The sequence below is a fragment of the Streptomyces sp. NPDC050528 genome (assembly GCF_044457795.1).
GTDB lineage: Bacteria > Actinomycetota > Actinomycetes > Streptomycetales > Streptomycetaceae > Streptomyces.
On record NZ_JBITHH010000017.1, the window covers coordinates 19,873 to 34,048 of the forward strand.

Consider the following 14,176-nt stretch of genomic DNA (forward strand, 5'->3'; position numbering starts at 1 on the left):
GCGGGGTGACGACCGGGGTGGCCCGCGTCACTACCTTCGTAGACGTGACTGTGATCGCGACCGAAAGCCTGAGCAAGCGGTTCCCACGGGTGACCGCGCTTGACCGGCTCTCCGTGGACGTCGGACCCGGTGTGACGGGGCTCGTCGGTGCCAACGGAGCCGGCAAGTCCACCTTGATCAAGATCCTGCTGGGTCTGTCCCCCGCTTCCGAGGGCCGAGCCGAAGTGCTCGGCCTCGATGTCGCCACCAAGGGTGCCGACATCCGTGAGCGCGTCGGGTACATGCCGGAGCACGACTGTCTGCCGCCCGACGTCTCGGCCACCGAGTTCGTCGTCCACATGGCGCGCATGTCCGGACTTCCGCCCACCGCGGCGCGCGAGCGCACCGCGGACACCCTGCGCCATGTCGGGCTGTACGAGGAGCGCTACCGCCCCATCGGCGGCTACTCGACGGGCATGAAGCAGCGTGTCAAGCTCGCGCAGGCCCTCGTCCACGACCCGCAGCTGGTCTTCCTGGACGAGCCGACCAACGGCCTCGACCCGGTCGGCCGCGACGAGATGCTCGGCCTCATCCGCCGTATCCACACGGACTTCGGCATCTCGGTGCTGGTGACCTCGCACCTGCTGGGCGAGCTGGAGCGCACCTGCGACCACGTGATCGTGGTCGACGGCGGCAAGCTCCTGCGCTCCAGCTCCACCACGGACTTCACCCAGACCACGACGACCCTGGCGATCGAGGTCACCGACACCGACGAGCACCCGGACGGCACCCGCGCGGTACGCGAAGCGCTCCACGCGCGCGGGGTGGACACCCACGACGGCAGCGGCCTGCCGGGCGCGGGCCACGTCCTCCTCCTGACCGCCACGGGCGAGGAGACGTACGACGTGGTCCGGGACGCGATCGCGGACCTCGGCCTCGGCCTGGTGCGCATGGAACAGCGCAGGCACCACATCGCCGAGGTCTTCACCGACGCCGACACGGGCACCGACCACGACGCAGAGCGGAAGGAGGCCGTAGGCCATGGCAATTGACCAGCCCCTGGTCCCCCAGCCGGGCGACCAGACCCGCATCCACAACATCGGCTACCGCCACTACGACGGCCCCCGCCTGGGCCGCGCCTACGCCCGCCGCTCGCTCTACTCGCAGTCCCTGCGCGGCTCCTACGGCCTCGGCCGCTCGGTGAAGTCCAAGGTCCTGCCGATGCTGTTGTTCGTGGTCATGTGCCTGCCCGCGGCCATCATGGTGGCCGTCGCGGTCGCCACGAAGGCCCACGACCTGCCGGTCTCCTACACCCGCTACGCGATCATCATGCAGGCCGTCATCGGCCTCTACGTAGCCTCGCAGGCACCCCAGTCGGTCTCGCGCGACCTGCGCTTCAAGACCGTGCCGCTGTACTTCTCACGGCCGATCGAGACCGCCGACTACGTAAGGGCCAAGTTCGCGGCCCTGGCCTCGGCCATGCTCATCCTCACCGGGGCCCCGCTGATCGTGCTCTACGTAGGCGCCCTGCTCGCCAAGCTGGACTTTGCCGACCAGACCAAGGGCTTCGCCCAGGGACTCGTCTCCGTGACCCTCCTCTCGCTGCTCTTCTCCGGCATCGGCCTGGTCATCGCCGCGATCACCCCGCGCCGGGGCTTCGGCATCGCGGCCATCATCGCCGTCCTGACCATCTCCTCCGGCGCCGTCTCCACCCTTCAGGCGATCGCCGACGCGCAGAACTCCACGAGCGCCATCCCCTGGATCGGCCTCTTCTCGCCCGTCACGCTCATCGGCGGCCTGCAGTCGGCCTTCCTGGGCGCGAGTTCGGCCTTCCCCGGAGGCGTCGGCCCCAGCCACGCGCAAGGCGTCGTCTACGTCCTCGCCGTCCTGGGCCTCATCGCCGCGACCTACGGCCTCCTGATCCGCCGCTACCGGAAGGTGGGCCTGTGACCACGCTCTCCATCGACCACGTCTCCCGCTGGTTCGGCAACGTGGTCGCCGTCAACGACATCACCATGAACGTCGGCCCCGGAGTCACCGGACTCCTCGGCCCCAACGGCGCCGGCAAGTCCACCCTCATCAACATGATGGGCGGCTTCCTCGCCCCCTCCACCGGCACCGTCACCCTCGACGGCCAGCAGGTCTGGCGCAACGAACAGATCTACAAGCACATCGGCATCGTCCCCGAGCGTGAGGCGATGTACGACTTCCTCACGGGACGCGAATTCGTCGTGGCCAACGCCGAGTTGCACGGTCTCGGCGCCAAGGCGGCCCAGAAGGCGCTCGCCACGGTCGAGATGGAGTACGCGCAGGACCGCAAGATCTCCACGTACTCCAAGGGCATGCGCCAGCGCGTGAAGATGGCGTCCGCCCTGGTCCACGATCCCTCGCTGCTGCTCCTCGACGAGCCGTTCAACGGCATGGACCCGCGCCAGCGCATGCAGCTCATGGACCTGCTGCGGCGGATGGGCGACGAGGGCCGCACGGTGCTGTTCTCGTCCCACATCCTCGAAGAGGTCGAGCAACTCGCCTGGCACATCGAGGTGGTGGTGGCCGGACGGCACGCGGCCAGCGGTGACTTCCGCAAGATCCGCCGCCTGATGACCGACCGCCCGCACCGCTATCTGGTCCGCTCCAGCGACGACCGCGCCCTCGCGGCCGCGCTGATCGCCGACCCGTCGACGTCCGGCATCGAGGTCGACCTGGCCGAGGGCGCGCTGCGCATCCAGGCCGTCGACTTCGGCCGGTTCACGGTCCTGCTGCCCCGGGTGGCCAAGGACCACGGCATCCGGCTGCTCACGGTCTCGCCGTCCGACGAGTCCCTCGAGTCCGTCTTCTCGTATCTCGTCGCGGCGTAGGAGGCCAAGAGATGTACGACCCCACAGTCGCCCGACTCACCTACCGGGCCCTGCTCGGCCGGCGCCGGGCCCTCATCCTGGGCGCCCTGCCCATGCTGCTGATCCTGATCTCCGTAGTGGTGCGCTCCCTCACCGGCGCCGACGACCAGACCGCGGTCGACGTCCTGGGCGGGCTCGGGCTCGCCACGATGGTGCCGATCATCGGGGTCATCGCCGGCACCGGCGCGATCGGACCGGAGATCGACGACGGCTCCGTGGTGTACCTGCTGTCCAAGCCGCTGAAGCGGCCCACGATCATCTTCACCAAGCTGATCGTGGCGGTCGGCGTCACCATGGTGTTCTCGGCCGTGCCCATGCTGATCTCCGGGCTCATCCTGAACGGCAACGGCCAGCAGATCGCCGTCGCCTACACGGTGGCCGCCCTGGTCGCCTCCATCGCCTACGCGGCACTCTTCCTGCTGCTTGGCACGGTCTCCCGGCACGCGGTGGTCTTCGGACTCGTCTACGCCCTCGTCTGGGAAGCCCTGTTCGGCTCCCTGGTCGCCGGCGCCCGCACGCTGAGCGTCCAGCAGTGGTCCCTGGCCGTCGCCCACAAGGTGGCCGGCGGTGACCTGGTCACCTCGGACGTCGGACTGACCACGGCCACGGTGTTCCTCGTCGTGGTCACCGTGGCGGCCACCTGGTACGCGGGACAGAAGCTGCGCTCGCTGAAGCTGGCCGGCGAGGAATGACAGGTCCTGATCTTGACGGGGGCTTCATCTCTGTCCGGGCACACTGGGCAAACGGGACGCATGGCTAGGAGGACGGGGATGGCCGGAGAGGCGACGTACGGCGGCGGACAGGCGGAGTCCGGGGACGGCTGGGACAAGCTCGTCCTGGACGACGAGTTCATACGGTCCGCCGAGACGGCCGAGCCGTCGGCCCGGGCGCGGATGCTCGCGGCGCGCTGGCGCGCGGAGTCTCCTGAGCCGCAGCCTTGGCGTTCCGACGAGCCGCCTGCTGGGTGGTTCTTCAGTAAGGCACGGCGGCGTAAGTGGCGGCGGCGGTAGCGGCAGTTCGGCCGCGGGTTAATTCGGTGGCGTCCAACTCGGCGTACAGGCACAGTTGTTGTGTCGACGTCGGATCAGCCGGCGCCACTGACTGGGAGAGGAGCTGGACGATGTCGATGCACGACAGGACGTCCAACTCCCTTCAGGGCAGCCCGCGGCGGTCTCCGGAGTAGTTACCCTCCGTCGAGTCGCCCACCACGGGGAGCTGCCCGGGGCGGCCGCTTCGAGCACGCGACTCATTATCGCGTGGGCCGCCTTCCCTTTCGCCCCCGCTGCCGGGGGCATTCTGCGCTGGGGCGGTTGCCCACACCTACGCGAGCAACCGCTCCAGCACCACGGCGATGCCGTCGTCCTCGTTGGACGCCGTCACCTCGTCCGCCACAGCCTTGAGCTCGTCGTGCGCGTTGGCCATCGCCACGCTGTGGGACGCCCACGCGAACATCGCGATGTCGTTGGGCATGTCGCCGAAGGCGATCGTGTCGGCGGCCTTCAGGCCCAGGCGGCGGGCCGCGAGGGACAGGCCCGTGGCCTTGGAGAGGCCGAGCGGGAGCAGCTCGACGATGCCCGCGCCCGCCATCGCGACCCCGACGAAGCCGCCCGCGGCCTCGCGGGCCGCCTCGGCGAGTTCGTCGTCCGTGAGGGTCGGGTGCTGGATGTAGATCTTGTTCAGGGGTGCGCTCCACAGATCGGACGCGTCCGTGAACGGGGTCGCGGGAAGCTTTCCCGTGACCGTGTACCCGGGGCCGACCAGCACGGCGCCGTCCAGGCCGTCCCGGCTCGCCGCCAGGTACAGCGGGCCGACCTCAGCCTCGATCTTGGCGAGTGCCAGCCCGGCGATCTGACGGTCCAGGGTGACCGAGGTCAGCAGGCGGTGCTCCCCGGCGTCGTAGACCTGGGCGCCCTGGGCGCAGACCGCGAGGCCCTCGTAGCCGAGGTCGTCGAGGATGTGCCGGGTCCAGGGGGCCGCGCGGCCGGTCACCACGATGTGCGCGGCGCCGGCCTCCGTGGCCGCCGCGAGGGCGGCACGGGTGCGCGGCGAGATCGACTCGTCGGAGCGCAGAAGCGTTCCGTCGAGGTCGGTCGCGATCAGCTTGTACGGGAAGCCGGTGCTCACTTGGCGACCGGCTCCAGCAGCTCCCGGCCGCCCAGGTACGGACGCAGCACCTCGGGCACGCGCACGGAACCGTCCGGCAGCTGGTGGTTCTCCAGGATCGCCACGATCGTGCGCGGTACGGCGCACAGCGTGCCGTTGAGCGTGGCCAGCGGCTGGACCTTCTTGCCGTCGCGCAGGCGGACGGAGAGCCGGCGGGCCTGGAAGCTGTCGCAGTTGGAGGCCGAGGTCAGCTCGCGGTACTTGCCCTGGGTCGGGATCCACGCCTCGCAGTCGAACTTGCGGGACGCCGACGAGCCCAGGTCGCCCGAGGCCACGTCGATGACCTGGAAGGGCAGTTCGAGGGCGGACAGCCACTGCTTCTCCCAGTCCAGGAGCCGCTGGTGCTCGTTCTCCGCGTCCTCGGGGAGGACGTACGAGAACATCTCGACCTTGTCGAACTGGTGCACGCGGAAGATGCCCCGCGTGTCCTTGCCGTAGGTGCCGGCCTCGCGGCGGAAGCACGGGGAGAAGCCCGCGTAGCGCAGCGGGAGCTTGTCGGCGTCGAGGATCTCGTCCATGTGGTACGCGGCGAGGGGGACCTCGGAGGTGCCGACCAGGTAGTAGTCGTCCTTCTCCAGGTGGTACACGTTCTCCGCGGCCTGGCCGAGGAAGCCGGTGCCCTCCATGGCGCGCGGGCGGACCAGCGCCGGGGTCAGCATCGGGACGAAGCCGGCCTCCGTGGCCTGCGCGATCGCCGCGTTGACGAGCGCCAGCTCCAGGAGGGCGCCGACGCCGGTGAGGTAGTAGAAGCGCGAGCCGGACACCTTGGCGCCGCGCTCGACGTCGATGGCGCCGAGCGCCTCGCCGAGCTCCAGGTGGTCCTTGGGCTCGAAGCCCTCGGCGGCGAAGTCGCGGATCGTGCCGTGCGTCTCCAGGACGACGAAGTCCTCCTCGCCGCCGACGGGCACGTCGGGGTGCACGAGGTTGCCGAGCTGGAGCGCGAGGCGCTTGGTCTCCTCGTCCGCCTCGTGCTGCTCGGCGTCGGCCGCCTTGACGTCGGCGGCGAGCTGGCCCGTCTTCTTGAGCAGCTCGGCCTTCTCGTCGCCGGAGGCCTTGGGGATGAGCTTGCCGAGCGCCTTCTGCTCGGAGCGCAGCTCGTCGAAGCGGACGCCGGACGACCTGCGCCGCTCGTCGGCAGAGAGGAGGGCGTCGACGAGCGCGACGTCCTCTCCACGGGCGCGCTGGGACGCGCGCACACGGTCGGGGTCCTCACGGAGCAGGCGAAGGTCAATCACGCGGACCAGGCTACCGGTGCGGAGTTCCGGCTCACGACTCGGTATTCCGAACTGCGGCTTACATATAGTTATGAGGCATTTGCGCAGAGTGTTCTTATGGGTCGGCGCGTGTCAATGAAAAGGCGTCCCGCTCCCTGGAACGGGGCAGGCGTGCGGCGGCCTGTTGACTCGAATCCCTTGTGGGAAACGGGACTTGAGGTCGCGGTTGTCCACAGGAATCCACATCCCGGAAGAGTTATCCACAGGGTGTGCGAAAGATCTGTGGACATCGGAAGTGATCATTTCCGGGAGGTTTCGCGAGACGGGTAATTCCTGTCCCAAACGCGACTCCCACCCACTTTCGGGTGGAAATGCGTCGCTCCATAGGATTGCTCGAAGGAAACAGGTGGACGAAGAGTGACCTACGCGCCGGTGGACGCGTCGACGGCCTGTAGGGAGATTTGTCGACTGGATCGCACTTCGTTGTCGACTTGTCCCCAGGTCGAGAAGCGGACCTGTGGATAACTTCTGTGGATAACGAAGATACGCAGGTAGTACCGGGACGCTGCACAGGTCCCAGCGGTCAGAAACGGCCGTCCTGACAGTGCGCGACCCAGTCCGCCGCAGCCAGGAAATCCTCGTCCGAGGTGGCCGGGAAGAGCGGCCGCACCCCGTCCACGCCGACGTCCGCGCGCGGGTACGACCCGAGGAAGCGCACCTGGAGACAGATCCGCTTGAGCCCGGCCAGCGCCTCGGCGACCCGGCGGTCGGAGATGTGGCCCTCGGCGTCGATGCAGAAGCAGTAGTTGCCGATGCCGGCGCCGGTCGGGCGGGACTGCAGCAGCATGAGGTTGATGCCCCGGGTGGCGAACTCGCCCAGCAGGTCGCGCAGACCGCCGGGGTGGTCGTCCCGCTGCCAGATCACGACCGACGTCTTGTCCGCGCCGGTCGGTGCCGCCGGGCGGGCGGGCCTGCCCACCAGCACGAACCGGGTCTGCGCGTTCTCCGCGTCGTGGATCTCGGTCTCCAGCGCTTCGAGACCGTACCGGGCGGCCGCGAACTCACCGGCGAACGCGGCGTCGTAGCGCCCCTCCTGGACCAGCCGGGCGGCGTCCGCGTTCGAGGCCGCCGACTCCCACAGGGCGTCCGGGAGGTTCGCCTTCATCCAGTTGCGTACCTGCGGCTGGGCGGCGGGGTGCGCGGAGACCGTCTTGACGTCGGAGAGCTTCGTGCCCGGCCTGACCAGCAGCGCGAAGGTGATCGACAGCAGCACCTCGCGGTAGATCATCAGCGGCGCGCCCGCGACCAGCTCGTCCAGGGTGGTGGTGATACCGCCCTCGACGGAGTTCTCGATCGGCACGAACGCGGCCTCGGCCTCGCCGGTGCGCACCGCGTCCAGCGCGGACTGCACCGACACGTAGGGGATCAGCTCCCGGGTGGCCGCCTCGGGAAGCGTCCGCAGGGCGACTTCGGTGAAGGTGCCCTCAGGGCCGAGATACGCGTAGCTGGCTGGCATGACCTCACCCTAATGGGCCTTGCGAAACCCGGGGCACGCTTCCTGGCCCACCACTCCATAAGGCGACGGCCTCACCCCTCCAGCAGCCGCTGCCCCACGTACTCGCCCTCCGCCGCCCCGCCCGGCACCGCGAACAGGCCGCTCGCCTCGTGCCGGATGTACGTCGACAGGGCGTCCCCGCGGTCGAGTTTCCGCTGCACGGTGACGAAGCCGCGCAGCGGGTCCGCCTGCCAGCACACGAAGAGGAGCCCGGCGTCCGGGGTGCCGTCGGCGGCGATGCCGTCGTGGTACGAGAAGGGGCGCCGCAGCATTGCCGCGCCTCCGTTCTGGTCGGGCCGGGCGATCCGGGCGTGCGCGTTGATGGGGACGACCAAGGCGCCCTTCGCGTCGGTCTTCTCCAAGTCCATCGCGGTCGTCTCGCCGCCCCCGGACAGCGCGGCCCCGTTCGACTTGCGGCGCCCGATCACGTTCTCCTGGGCGCCGGTCGAGAGCTTCTCCCAGTCGTCGAGGAGCATCCGGATCCGGCGTACGACGGCGTAGGAGCCGTTCGCCATCCACGCCGGGTCGGTCGAACCCGACGCCGGCACGAAGATCCGCTTGTCGAAGTCGGACTCCGTCGGTTTGGGGTTGCGGGTGCCGTCGAGCTGGCCCATCAGATTGCGGGCCGTCATCTTGTGGGCCGTCGCGCCCGGCGTCCGGTTGAAGCCGTTCATCTGCCAGCGGACCTTGGCCGCGCTGCCCGCGTCCTTCTGGATCGTGCGCAGCGCGTGGAAGGCGACCAGCGCGTCATTGGCGCCGATCTGCACCCACAGGTCGCCGTTGCTGCGCGCCTTGTCGAGGTGGTCGGAGGAGAAGTCGGGGAGCGGATCGAGGGAGGCCGGGCGCTGCTTCTCCAGTCCCGTACGGGAGAAGAAGGAGTTGCCGAAGCCGAAGGTGATCGTCAGCGACGAGGGCCCCGCGTCCCGGGCGACCTCCGTGTCGTCCCGCGCCGCCGCCTCGCCCGCCATCAGCCGCTGGGCGGTCGTCGACCAGCGGCGCAGCAGGGCCGCCGCCTCCTTGCGGCTCGCGCCCGCCGCCAGGTCGAAGGCGACGAGGTGGCCGCGCGCCTGGAGGCCCTCGGTGATGCCGGGTTGATGTTTCCCGTGAAACATTGCCATGTCCTCGCCCAGCGAGGTCAGCGGTGTGGCCCCGGCGGGCGCGGACGCGTACCCCACGGCCCCGCCCGCCGCACCGAGCACGAGCCCGGTGGCACCGGCCGTACCGAGGAGCCGTCGGCGGGAAATGCCCTCCCTGGGGGCGGCGTTTTCGGAAACGGCCTCCCCAGGAGGTGCCTCTACGGTCCCGGCCTCGGGAATGGACTGGTCAGGCATGGCGTGGTTCAGCCGATCTGCGCGTTCTTGTCGACGGTGGTCTGGTCGATGTCGGAGGTCCGCACGGTCACCGAGATCTTCCAGTCGCCCGCCATGGGGATCTGGATTCCGTTCGCGGCCCAGTGCCCGGTGGTGATGCGGTCGGGCGTCACGGGCAGCGGGCCGATCTTCTTCGCGGCGAGGGTGAAGGCGACCTTCACCTCGGGGACGTCGAAGGCCCGGCCGTTGGGGCGCTGCACATAGACGTGCATCTCGTTGCCGCCCACCCGCGCGGGGTCGAGGTCGAGCCGTATGACGCCCTTGCCGTCCGTGCCCCCGGTGTCGAACGACATGTCCAGGGTCAGGGCACCGGCGGACGAAGAAGAGGACGACGAGGACGAGGACTTGGCCGCTTTGGCGTCCTCCTCCGTGCGGCCCGGTTCGGTGGTCGTCAGGGCCGTGGTGACGGCGAGGACGACGACGGCGACGGCGGCCTCGGCGAGCACCGACCGGCGCAGTCCGAAGCGGACCGGGTCGGCGTCCCGCAGCCGCTTCTGCCGGGTGGAGTCCACGGCGGCCTGCTGCCGGGCGAGTTGAGCGGCGCGCTTGGAGTCGCCCGCATCCGAATCGGCGCCCTTGTCGGACGCGGTCCCGCCCGAGTCGGCGTCGGCGGACGCGGTGCTGGTGGAGACACCGGCCTTGGCCGAGGTCGTGGCGCTGGAGACGCCGGCCTTGGTGGACGTCGTAGCGCTGGAAGCACTGGCCTCGGCGGATGCCGTGGCGCTGGAGTCGGCGGTCTTCGTGGACGCGCTGGCGTGCGCCTTCTCCTTCTCCGGCGCACGTTCCTCGACGACGGTCGCGGCCGTCGCGGTGGTCTCCGCCAGCCGTGCCGTCCAGCGCCGGGAGATCGACGCGATGCCGATGAGCAGCGCCACGAGGCCGATCTTCACGAGCAGCAGCTGGCCGTAGCCGGTGTCGGTGAACGCCGACCAGGAGCCGAGCTGGCGCCAGGACTGGTAGATGCCGGTCGCGACGAGCGCGAGGACGCTGCCGAAGGCGATGCGCGAGAAGTTCTGTACGGCCGTGCGCCCGACCAGGTTGTCGGCGGGCGCCCGGTAGAGCGCGACGAGGAGGGCGGAGAGGCCGCCGAGCCAGATCGCCACGGCCAGCAGGTGGACGACGTCGACGGGCATCGCGATGCCGGGCTGCAGCCCGGTCGAGGCGTGCTCGGCCAGCGCCCAGCTCGCCGCGAGCCCGGCGGCCACCACACCGCCGCCGATCGCGAGACCGAAGGTGAGGTCCCGCTTCTCCTCGTCCTCGCGCTTGTCGTACGCACCGAAGAGCACGGCGATGAACAGCGCGGCGGCGGCGAGCAGCAGCAGCCGGGAGACGAGGGCCGCGCCGGTCTTGGTCTGGAGGACCTGGCCGAGAAGGTTCAGGTCGAAGATGTCGCCGACCTTGCCGGTCGTCGAGTACGAGCCGCGCAGGAGCAGCAGCCAGAGCGTGGCCGCGGTCAGCGAGACCCAGCCGGAGACCACCAGCCGCTGCAGCGCGCGCACTCCGGCGCCCCGCTGCCAGCACGCCAGGATGAACGCGGCCCCGCCGACCATGACGATGAAGCCGGCGTACGACATGTAGCGCCCGAAGCCGTACAGCCCGCCGACGAGTCCGCCGCCGACGTCCTGGTCGGAGACCGAGACGGTGGTCTTGGAGGGGGCGCCGACGGAGAACGTGAAGGCGCCGGCGACGGGGTGGCTGTCGGCCGACACGACCTGCCAGGCCACCGTGTAGGTGCCGTCGGGCAGGCCGCTGCGGACCTGGATGGCGTACGTCGTACCGCTGATGTTGGACGGTTTGCCGACGTCGACGCGTTTGCCCTTCGGGTTGAGGACGCGCAGCGAGTCGTCGTTCGTCGATACCTTCTCGGAGAAGGTGAGCGAGATCTGCGTCGGAGCCTTGTCGACCACCACCCCCGAACTGGGGTCGCTGCCGGTCAGCGCGGCGTGCGCGGAGGCGGTACCCGCCCCGGCGAAGAGCATGCCGGTGACAGCCAGGAGCAGCAGCACCAGATTGCGGACGCGGGGGGTGATGGTCGTCTTCAAGGTGGGGTCCCTCCCTCAGTGCCCGGTCGTGGGGTTGTACGTCGCCGACTTCACGGGCATCTCAACCGTGAGGGGGCCGGACTTGGCAAAGTGCAGCTTCACGGTCACGCTGTCGCCCTGCTTCAGCGTGTGCTTCAGCTTGTCGAACATCAGGTGGTTGCCCCCGCTCTTGAACACGAGTTGACCGTGTGCGGGCACATCGAGGGACTTCACCTCCTCCATCGCCTGGCCGACGGTCTCGTGCACGGAGACCGGGCCGAGGTCGCTGGTGACGGAGGTCAACTCGTCCTTCGCGCCGCCCTTGTTGGCGATGTCCAGGAAGCCGGCCGCCATGTCCGAGACCGGCTGGGGCATGTAGGCGGAGCTGACGGACAGCTGGGCCTTGGCGTCGTCCGAACCGCCGCAGCCGGTGAGTACCAGCGCGCCGGTCAGCACCGCGACGGGCACCGCGAACCGCCTCACGGATTCTCCCCCTTGATGATCTTGGGGAGGTCCTTGGTGTAGTCGTCGACGGTGGTGTCCTGGCCGTAGAGCAGATAGCCGCCGTTGGTCTTCGGGGAGAACGCGACGACCTGGGTGCCGTGGACGGAGACCAGCTTGCCGTTCTTGTCCTTCGAGGTCGGCTCGATGGAGATGCCGATCGAGCGGGCGCCGGCCTGGATGGTGGCGAAGTCGCCGGTCAGGCCGACGAACTGGGTGTCGATGCCCTTGAGCCACTTGCCGAGCTCGGAGGGGGTGTCCCGGGCCGGGTCGGTCGTCACGAACACGACCAGCAGCTTGTCCTGCTCGGCCTTGGGCAGCGCCTTCTTGGCGACGGCGATGTTGTTCATCGTCAGCGGGCAGATGTCGGGGCAGTGGGTGTAGCCGAAGTAGATGAGCGTCGGCCGGCCCTTGGACTCCGCCCGGAAGTCGTACTTCTTGCCGTGGGTGTCCGTGAGGACCAGGTCCGGCTTCTCGAACGGGGTGTCGAGCACGGTGGCGGCCTGGGTCGCGGTGTCCTCGGAGACCACGGAGACGGGGCTCTTGCCGTCGTCGCCGCTGCCGCAGGCGGAGAGCGTCAGGGTGGCGGCGGCGAGCAGAACGGCCGCCGCGAACGTCTTCTTGCGCATAGAGAAATGTCCCAGTTGTGAGAGCTCCGGCGCGCACCGGGGCCGTACGCAAGAGTCGCACGGACCCCTGTGCGCGCCATGAGTGAACGGGCCTCAGACGGTCGTACGCCGTCGGCCGGCGAGAACGCCGTACGCCACGCCCGCGGCGCCGACGGCGATGCCGACCACGCCGAGGACGCGGGCGGTGGTGTCGGAGGAGTCGGCGGACGACGAGGTGGAGTCGGCGGCGGTGGTCTCGGTCTTCTCGGAGGCGTCCTCGGCGGTCGCGCCGGAGGCCGCGGCGGAGGTCAGGGCGAGCGTCGGCGCCGGGTTCTCGGGCTCCTCCTCGCCGTCCTTCTGCACCTCGATCCAGCGCACGACCTGCTTGTCGGAGTACGTCTGGAGCGCCTTGAAGACGAGCTGGTCGGCGTCCGTGGGCAGCATGCCGACGGAGACCGGGAACTTCTGGAAGTAGCCGGGCTCGACGCCCTTGCCGGTCGCGGTCCAGGTGACCTTGGTGACGGCCTCGGTGATCGTCTCGCCGTGCATCTCGGCCGGCTTGGCGAGCTTCGACTTGGTGACCTTCACGGTCCAGCCGCTGATCGGCTCCGGCATCACGGAGGCCAGCGGGTGGTCGGTCGGGAAGTTCACTTCCAGCTTGGTGGTCGAGGCGTCGTCACGCTCGTTCGGGACCTTGAAGTCGACGACCGCGTAGCCGCCCTTGACGGCCGCGCCCTCCGGCTGCACGGAGACGTGCGCGAAGGCGGGGGAGGACAGCACGAGGACGGCCGAGCCGGCGACGGCAGCGGCGGCGGCAATACGAGAAGCCTTCATGGAATGGAGCACTCCACTTCGAGTTCGAGTGAGTTCCGGTGGTGAAGAGGGGCGCGTGGTGTCCCAGGTGCACCAGGGTTTCCCGGCTGCGGAACACGGGCACGCGCGTGTGCCGCGCGACGGCGGCCTCTTCACGCACAGAAGGAGTGCGGTTCGGTGGTCGCGTCGCGTCAGGCGGCGAGGGCGTGTGCGGCGGCCGGCGGGCCGCGGCGGATCACCGAGTGCTGGAGCGCGGTGGTGTGCGGCGCGGGCGGCGCGAACAGGGCGCTACGACGCGGACGCGGGCCCGCCTCGGGCGCCCCCGGCAGCCCGGCCCGCAGGGCGCGCACCAGGGCGAGGGCCCCGCGCAGGGACCGTACGAGCGCCCCTTCCGCGACTCCGTGCGCCGACAGTTCCATCAGGCGCAGCAGCGCCAGGTCCCCGCGCCGCAGCAGCCAGCCCGCGGCGAGTGCCGCGAGGACGTGACCGAGGAGCATCGACAGGGACGGGAACAGCGACATCGAGGAGCCGGCGGAGGCGGACATGGTGTCCGCCGGGTGGTGCATCGACCCCATGCCGCTCATCGAACTCATCGAGCCCGAGCCCGAAGTCGGCAGGAGCCGCGCGTTGGTGAGGATCTGATGGGCCTGCGCCGGGCTGATGGCCGCCGCGGTGGTCCCGCACAGCAGATGCGCGGCGCGCGCGACGAGCGTGGCGTCGGAGGCCGAGAGGGAGCTGCCCGACGTACTCGCGTTCTGCCCGAGCCCGAACAGCGTGTGCAGCACGGTCTGTCCGACCGCGAGCAGCGCCGCGATCCCCGGCAGCGAACGCTCACGCCCGGCGAGCGGCGCCACGACGAGGAAGGTGGCGAGGAAGCCCGCGCCCAGGGTCCACAGCGGAACGGTCGCGCAGGAGGCGATCGCGTGACCGGCCGCGGCCAGCACGACACAGACCGCGGCGAACACCGCGGCCCGCAGGACCCGGAGTTCACCTCCGGAGCGCGCCGTACGTGGGTGGGGGGCAGTCATGGCGGGCTCATCATCGCACCGGGCTTA

14 protein-coding genes are annotated in these 14,176 nt (G+C 70.0%); 5 read left to right on the forward strand and 9 right to left on the reverse strand.

Features of this window, described 5'->3' with window-relative positions; genetic code table 11:
• Positions 1-50 precede the first annotated feature (50 nt).
• The 5 genes from ACIBK4_RS42900 (at position 51) to ACIBK4_RS42920 (ending at position 3,886) form a co-directional block, all read left to right on the forward strand.
• The gene (locus ACIBK4_RS42900; protein WP_399004648.1) at positions 51-1,031 is read left to right on the forward strand and encodes an ABC transporter ATP-binding protein; all 981 of its coding nucleotides are present in this window, start codon (positions 51-53) and stop codon (positions 1,029-1,031) included.
• On the forward strand, positions 1,021-1,929 hold the full coding sequence (locus ACIBK4_RS42905; protein WP_399004295.1) for an ABC transporter permease: 909 nt from the start codon (positions 1,021-1,023) through the stop codon (positions 1,927-1,929). The genes ACIBK4_RS42900 and ACIBK4_RS42905 overlap by 11 nt, the downstream gene beginning before the upstream one ends.
• On the forward strand, positions 1,926-2,837 hold the full coding sequence (locus tag ACIBK4_RS42910; protein ID WP_033285489.1) for an ABC transporter ATP-binding protein: 912 nt from the start codon (positions 1,926-1,928) through the stop codon (positions 2,835-2,837). Before ACIBK4_RS42905 ends, ACIBK4_RS42910 begins: the two co-directional genes overlap by 4 nt.
• 11 nt (positions 2,838-2,848) lie before the next feature.
• A complete protein-coding gene (locus ACIBK4_RS42915) occupies positions 2,849-3,568 on the forward strand; it encodes an ABC transporter permease (protein ID WP_399004297.1) in 720 nt (239 codons plus the stop codon).
• Between the two features lie 78 nt (positions 3,569-3,646).
• Entirely contained in the window at positions 3,647-3,886 is a 240-nt protein-coding gene (locus tag ACIBK4_RS42920; protein WP_366435075.1) for a hypothetical protein, read from the forward strand.
• A gap of 310 nt (positions 3,887-4,196) precedes the next feature.
• On the opposite strand, the gene ACIBK4_RS42925 is transcribed toward ACIBK4_RS42920, so the two are convergent.
• The 9 genes from ACIBK4_RS42925 to ACIBK4_RS42965 all read right to left on the reverse strand — a co-directional run bounded on the left by ACIBK4_RS42925 (position 4,197) and on the right by ACIBK4_RS42965 (position 14,149).
• Positions 4,197-5,000, reverse strand: coding sequence for an HAD family hydrolase (locus tag ACIBK4_RS42925; RefSeq protein ID WP_399004300.1), 804 nt, complete (start codon positions 4,998-5,000; stop codon positions 4,197-4,199).
• Positions 4,997-6,274, reverse strand: coding sequence for a serine--tRNA ligase (gene serS / locus ACIBK4_RS42930; protein WP_399004302.1), 1,278 nt, complete (start codon positions 6,272-6,274; stop codon positions 4,997-4,999). Before serS ends, ACIBK4_RS42925 begins: the two co-directional genes overlap by 4 nt.
• Positions 6,275-6,836: 562 nt before the next feature.
• Positions 6,837-7,769, reverse strand: a complete 933-nt coding sequence (gene pheA, locus ACIBK4_RS42935; RefSeq protein WP_366435078.1) for a prephenate dehydratase — start codon at positions 7,767-7,769, stop codon at positions 6,837-6,839.
• Positions 7,770-7,840: 71 nt separating this feature from the next.
• Entirely contained in the window at positions 7,841-9,139 is a 1,299-nt protein-coding gene (gene efeB / locus ACIBK4_RS42940; protein WP_399004304.1) for an iron uptake transporter deferrochelatase/peroxidase subunit, read from the reverse strand.
• 8 nt (positions 9,140-9,147) lie between these two features.
• Positions 9,148-11,220 (reverse strand): copper resistance CopC/CopD family protein, encoded by a 2,073-nt coding sequence (locus ACIBK4_RS42945; protein ID WP_399004306.1) that lies wholly within the window; start codon positions 11,218-11,220, stop codon positions 9,148-9,150.
• Positions 11,221-11,235: 15 nt separating this feature from the next.
• Entirely contained in the window at positions 11,236-11,682 is a 447-nt protein-coding gene (locus tag ACIBK4_RS42950) for a copper chaperone PCu(A)C (RefSeq protein ID WP_399004308.1), read from the reverse strand.
• A complete protein-coding gene (locus tag ACIBK4_RS42955) occupies positions 11,679-12,329 on the reverse strand; it encodes an SCO family protein (RefSeq protein ID WP_399004310.1) in 651 nt (216 codons plus the stop codon). Before ACIBK4_RS42955 ends, ACIBK4_RS42950 begins: the two co-directional genes overlap by 4 nt.
• A 93-nt stretch (positions 12,330-12,422) precedes the next feature.
• Positions 12,423-13,142 carry a YcnI family protein gene (locus tag ACIBK4_RS42960; RefSeq protein WP_366435082.1) on the reverse strand — a complete coding sequence of 240 codons (720 nt, stop codon included), beginning with the start codon at positions 13,140-13,142 and terminating at the stop codon, positions 12,423-12,425.
• A gap of 170 nt (positions 13,143-13,312) precedes the next feature.
• Entirely contained in the window at positions 13,313-14,149 is an 837-nt protein-coding gene (locus ACIBK4_RS42965) for a hypothetical protein (RefSeq protein ID WP_399004313.1), read from the reverse strand.
• Between the last annotated feature and the right edge of the window lie 27 nt (positions 14,150-14,176).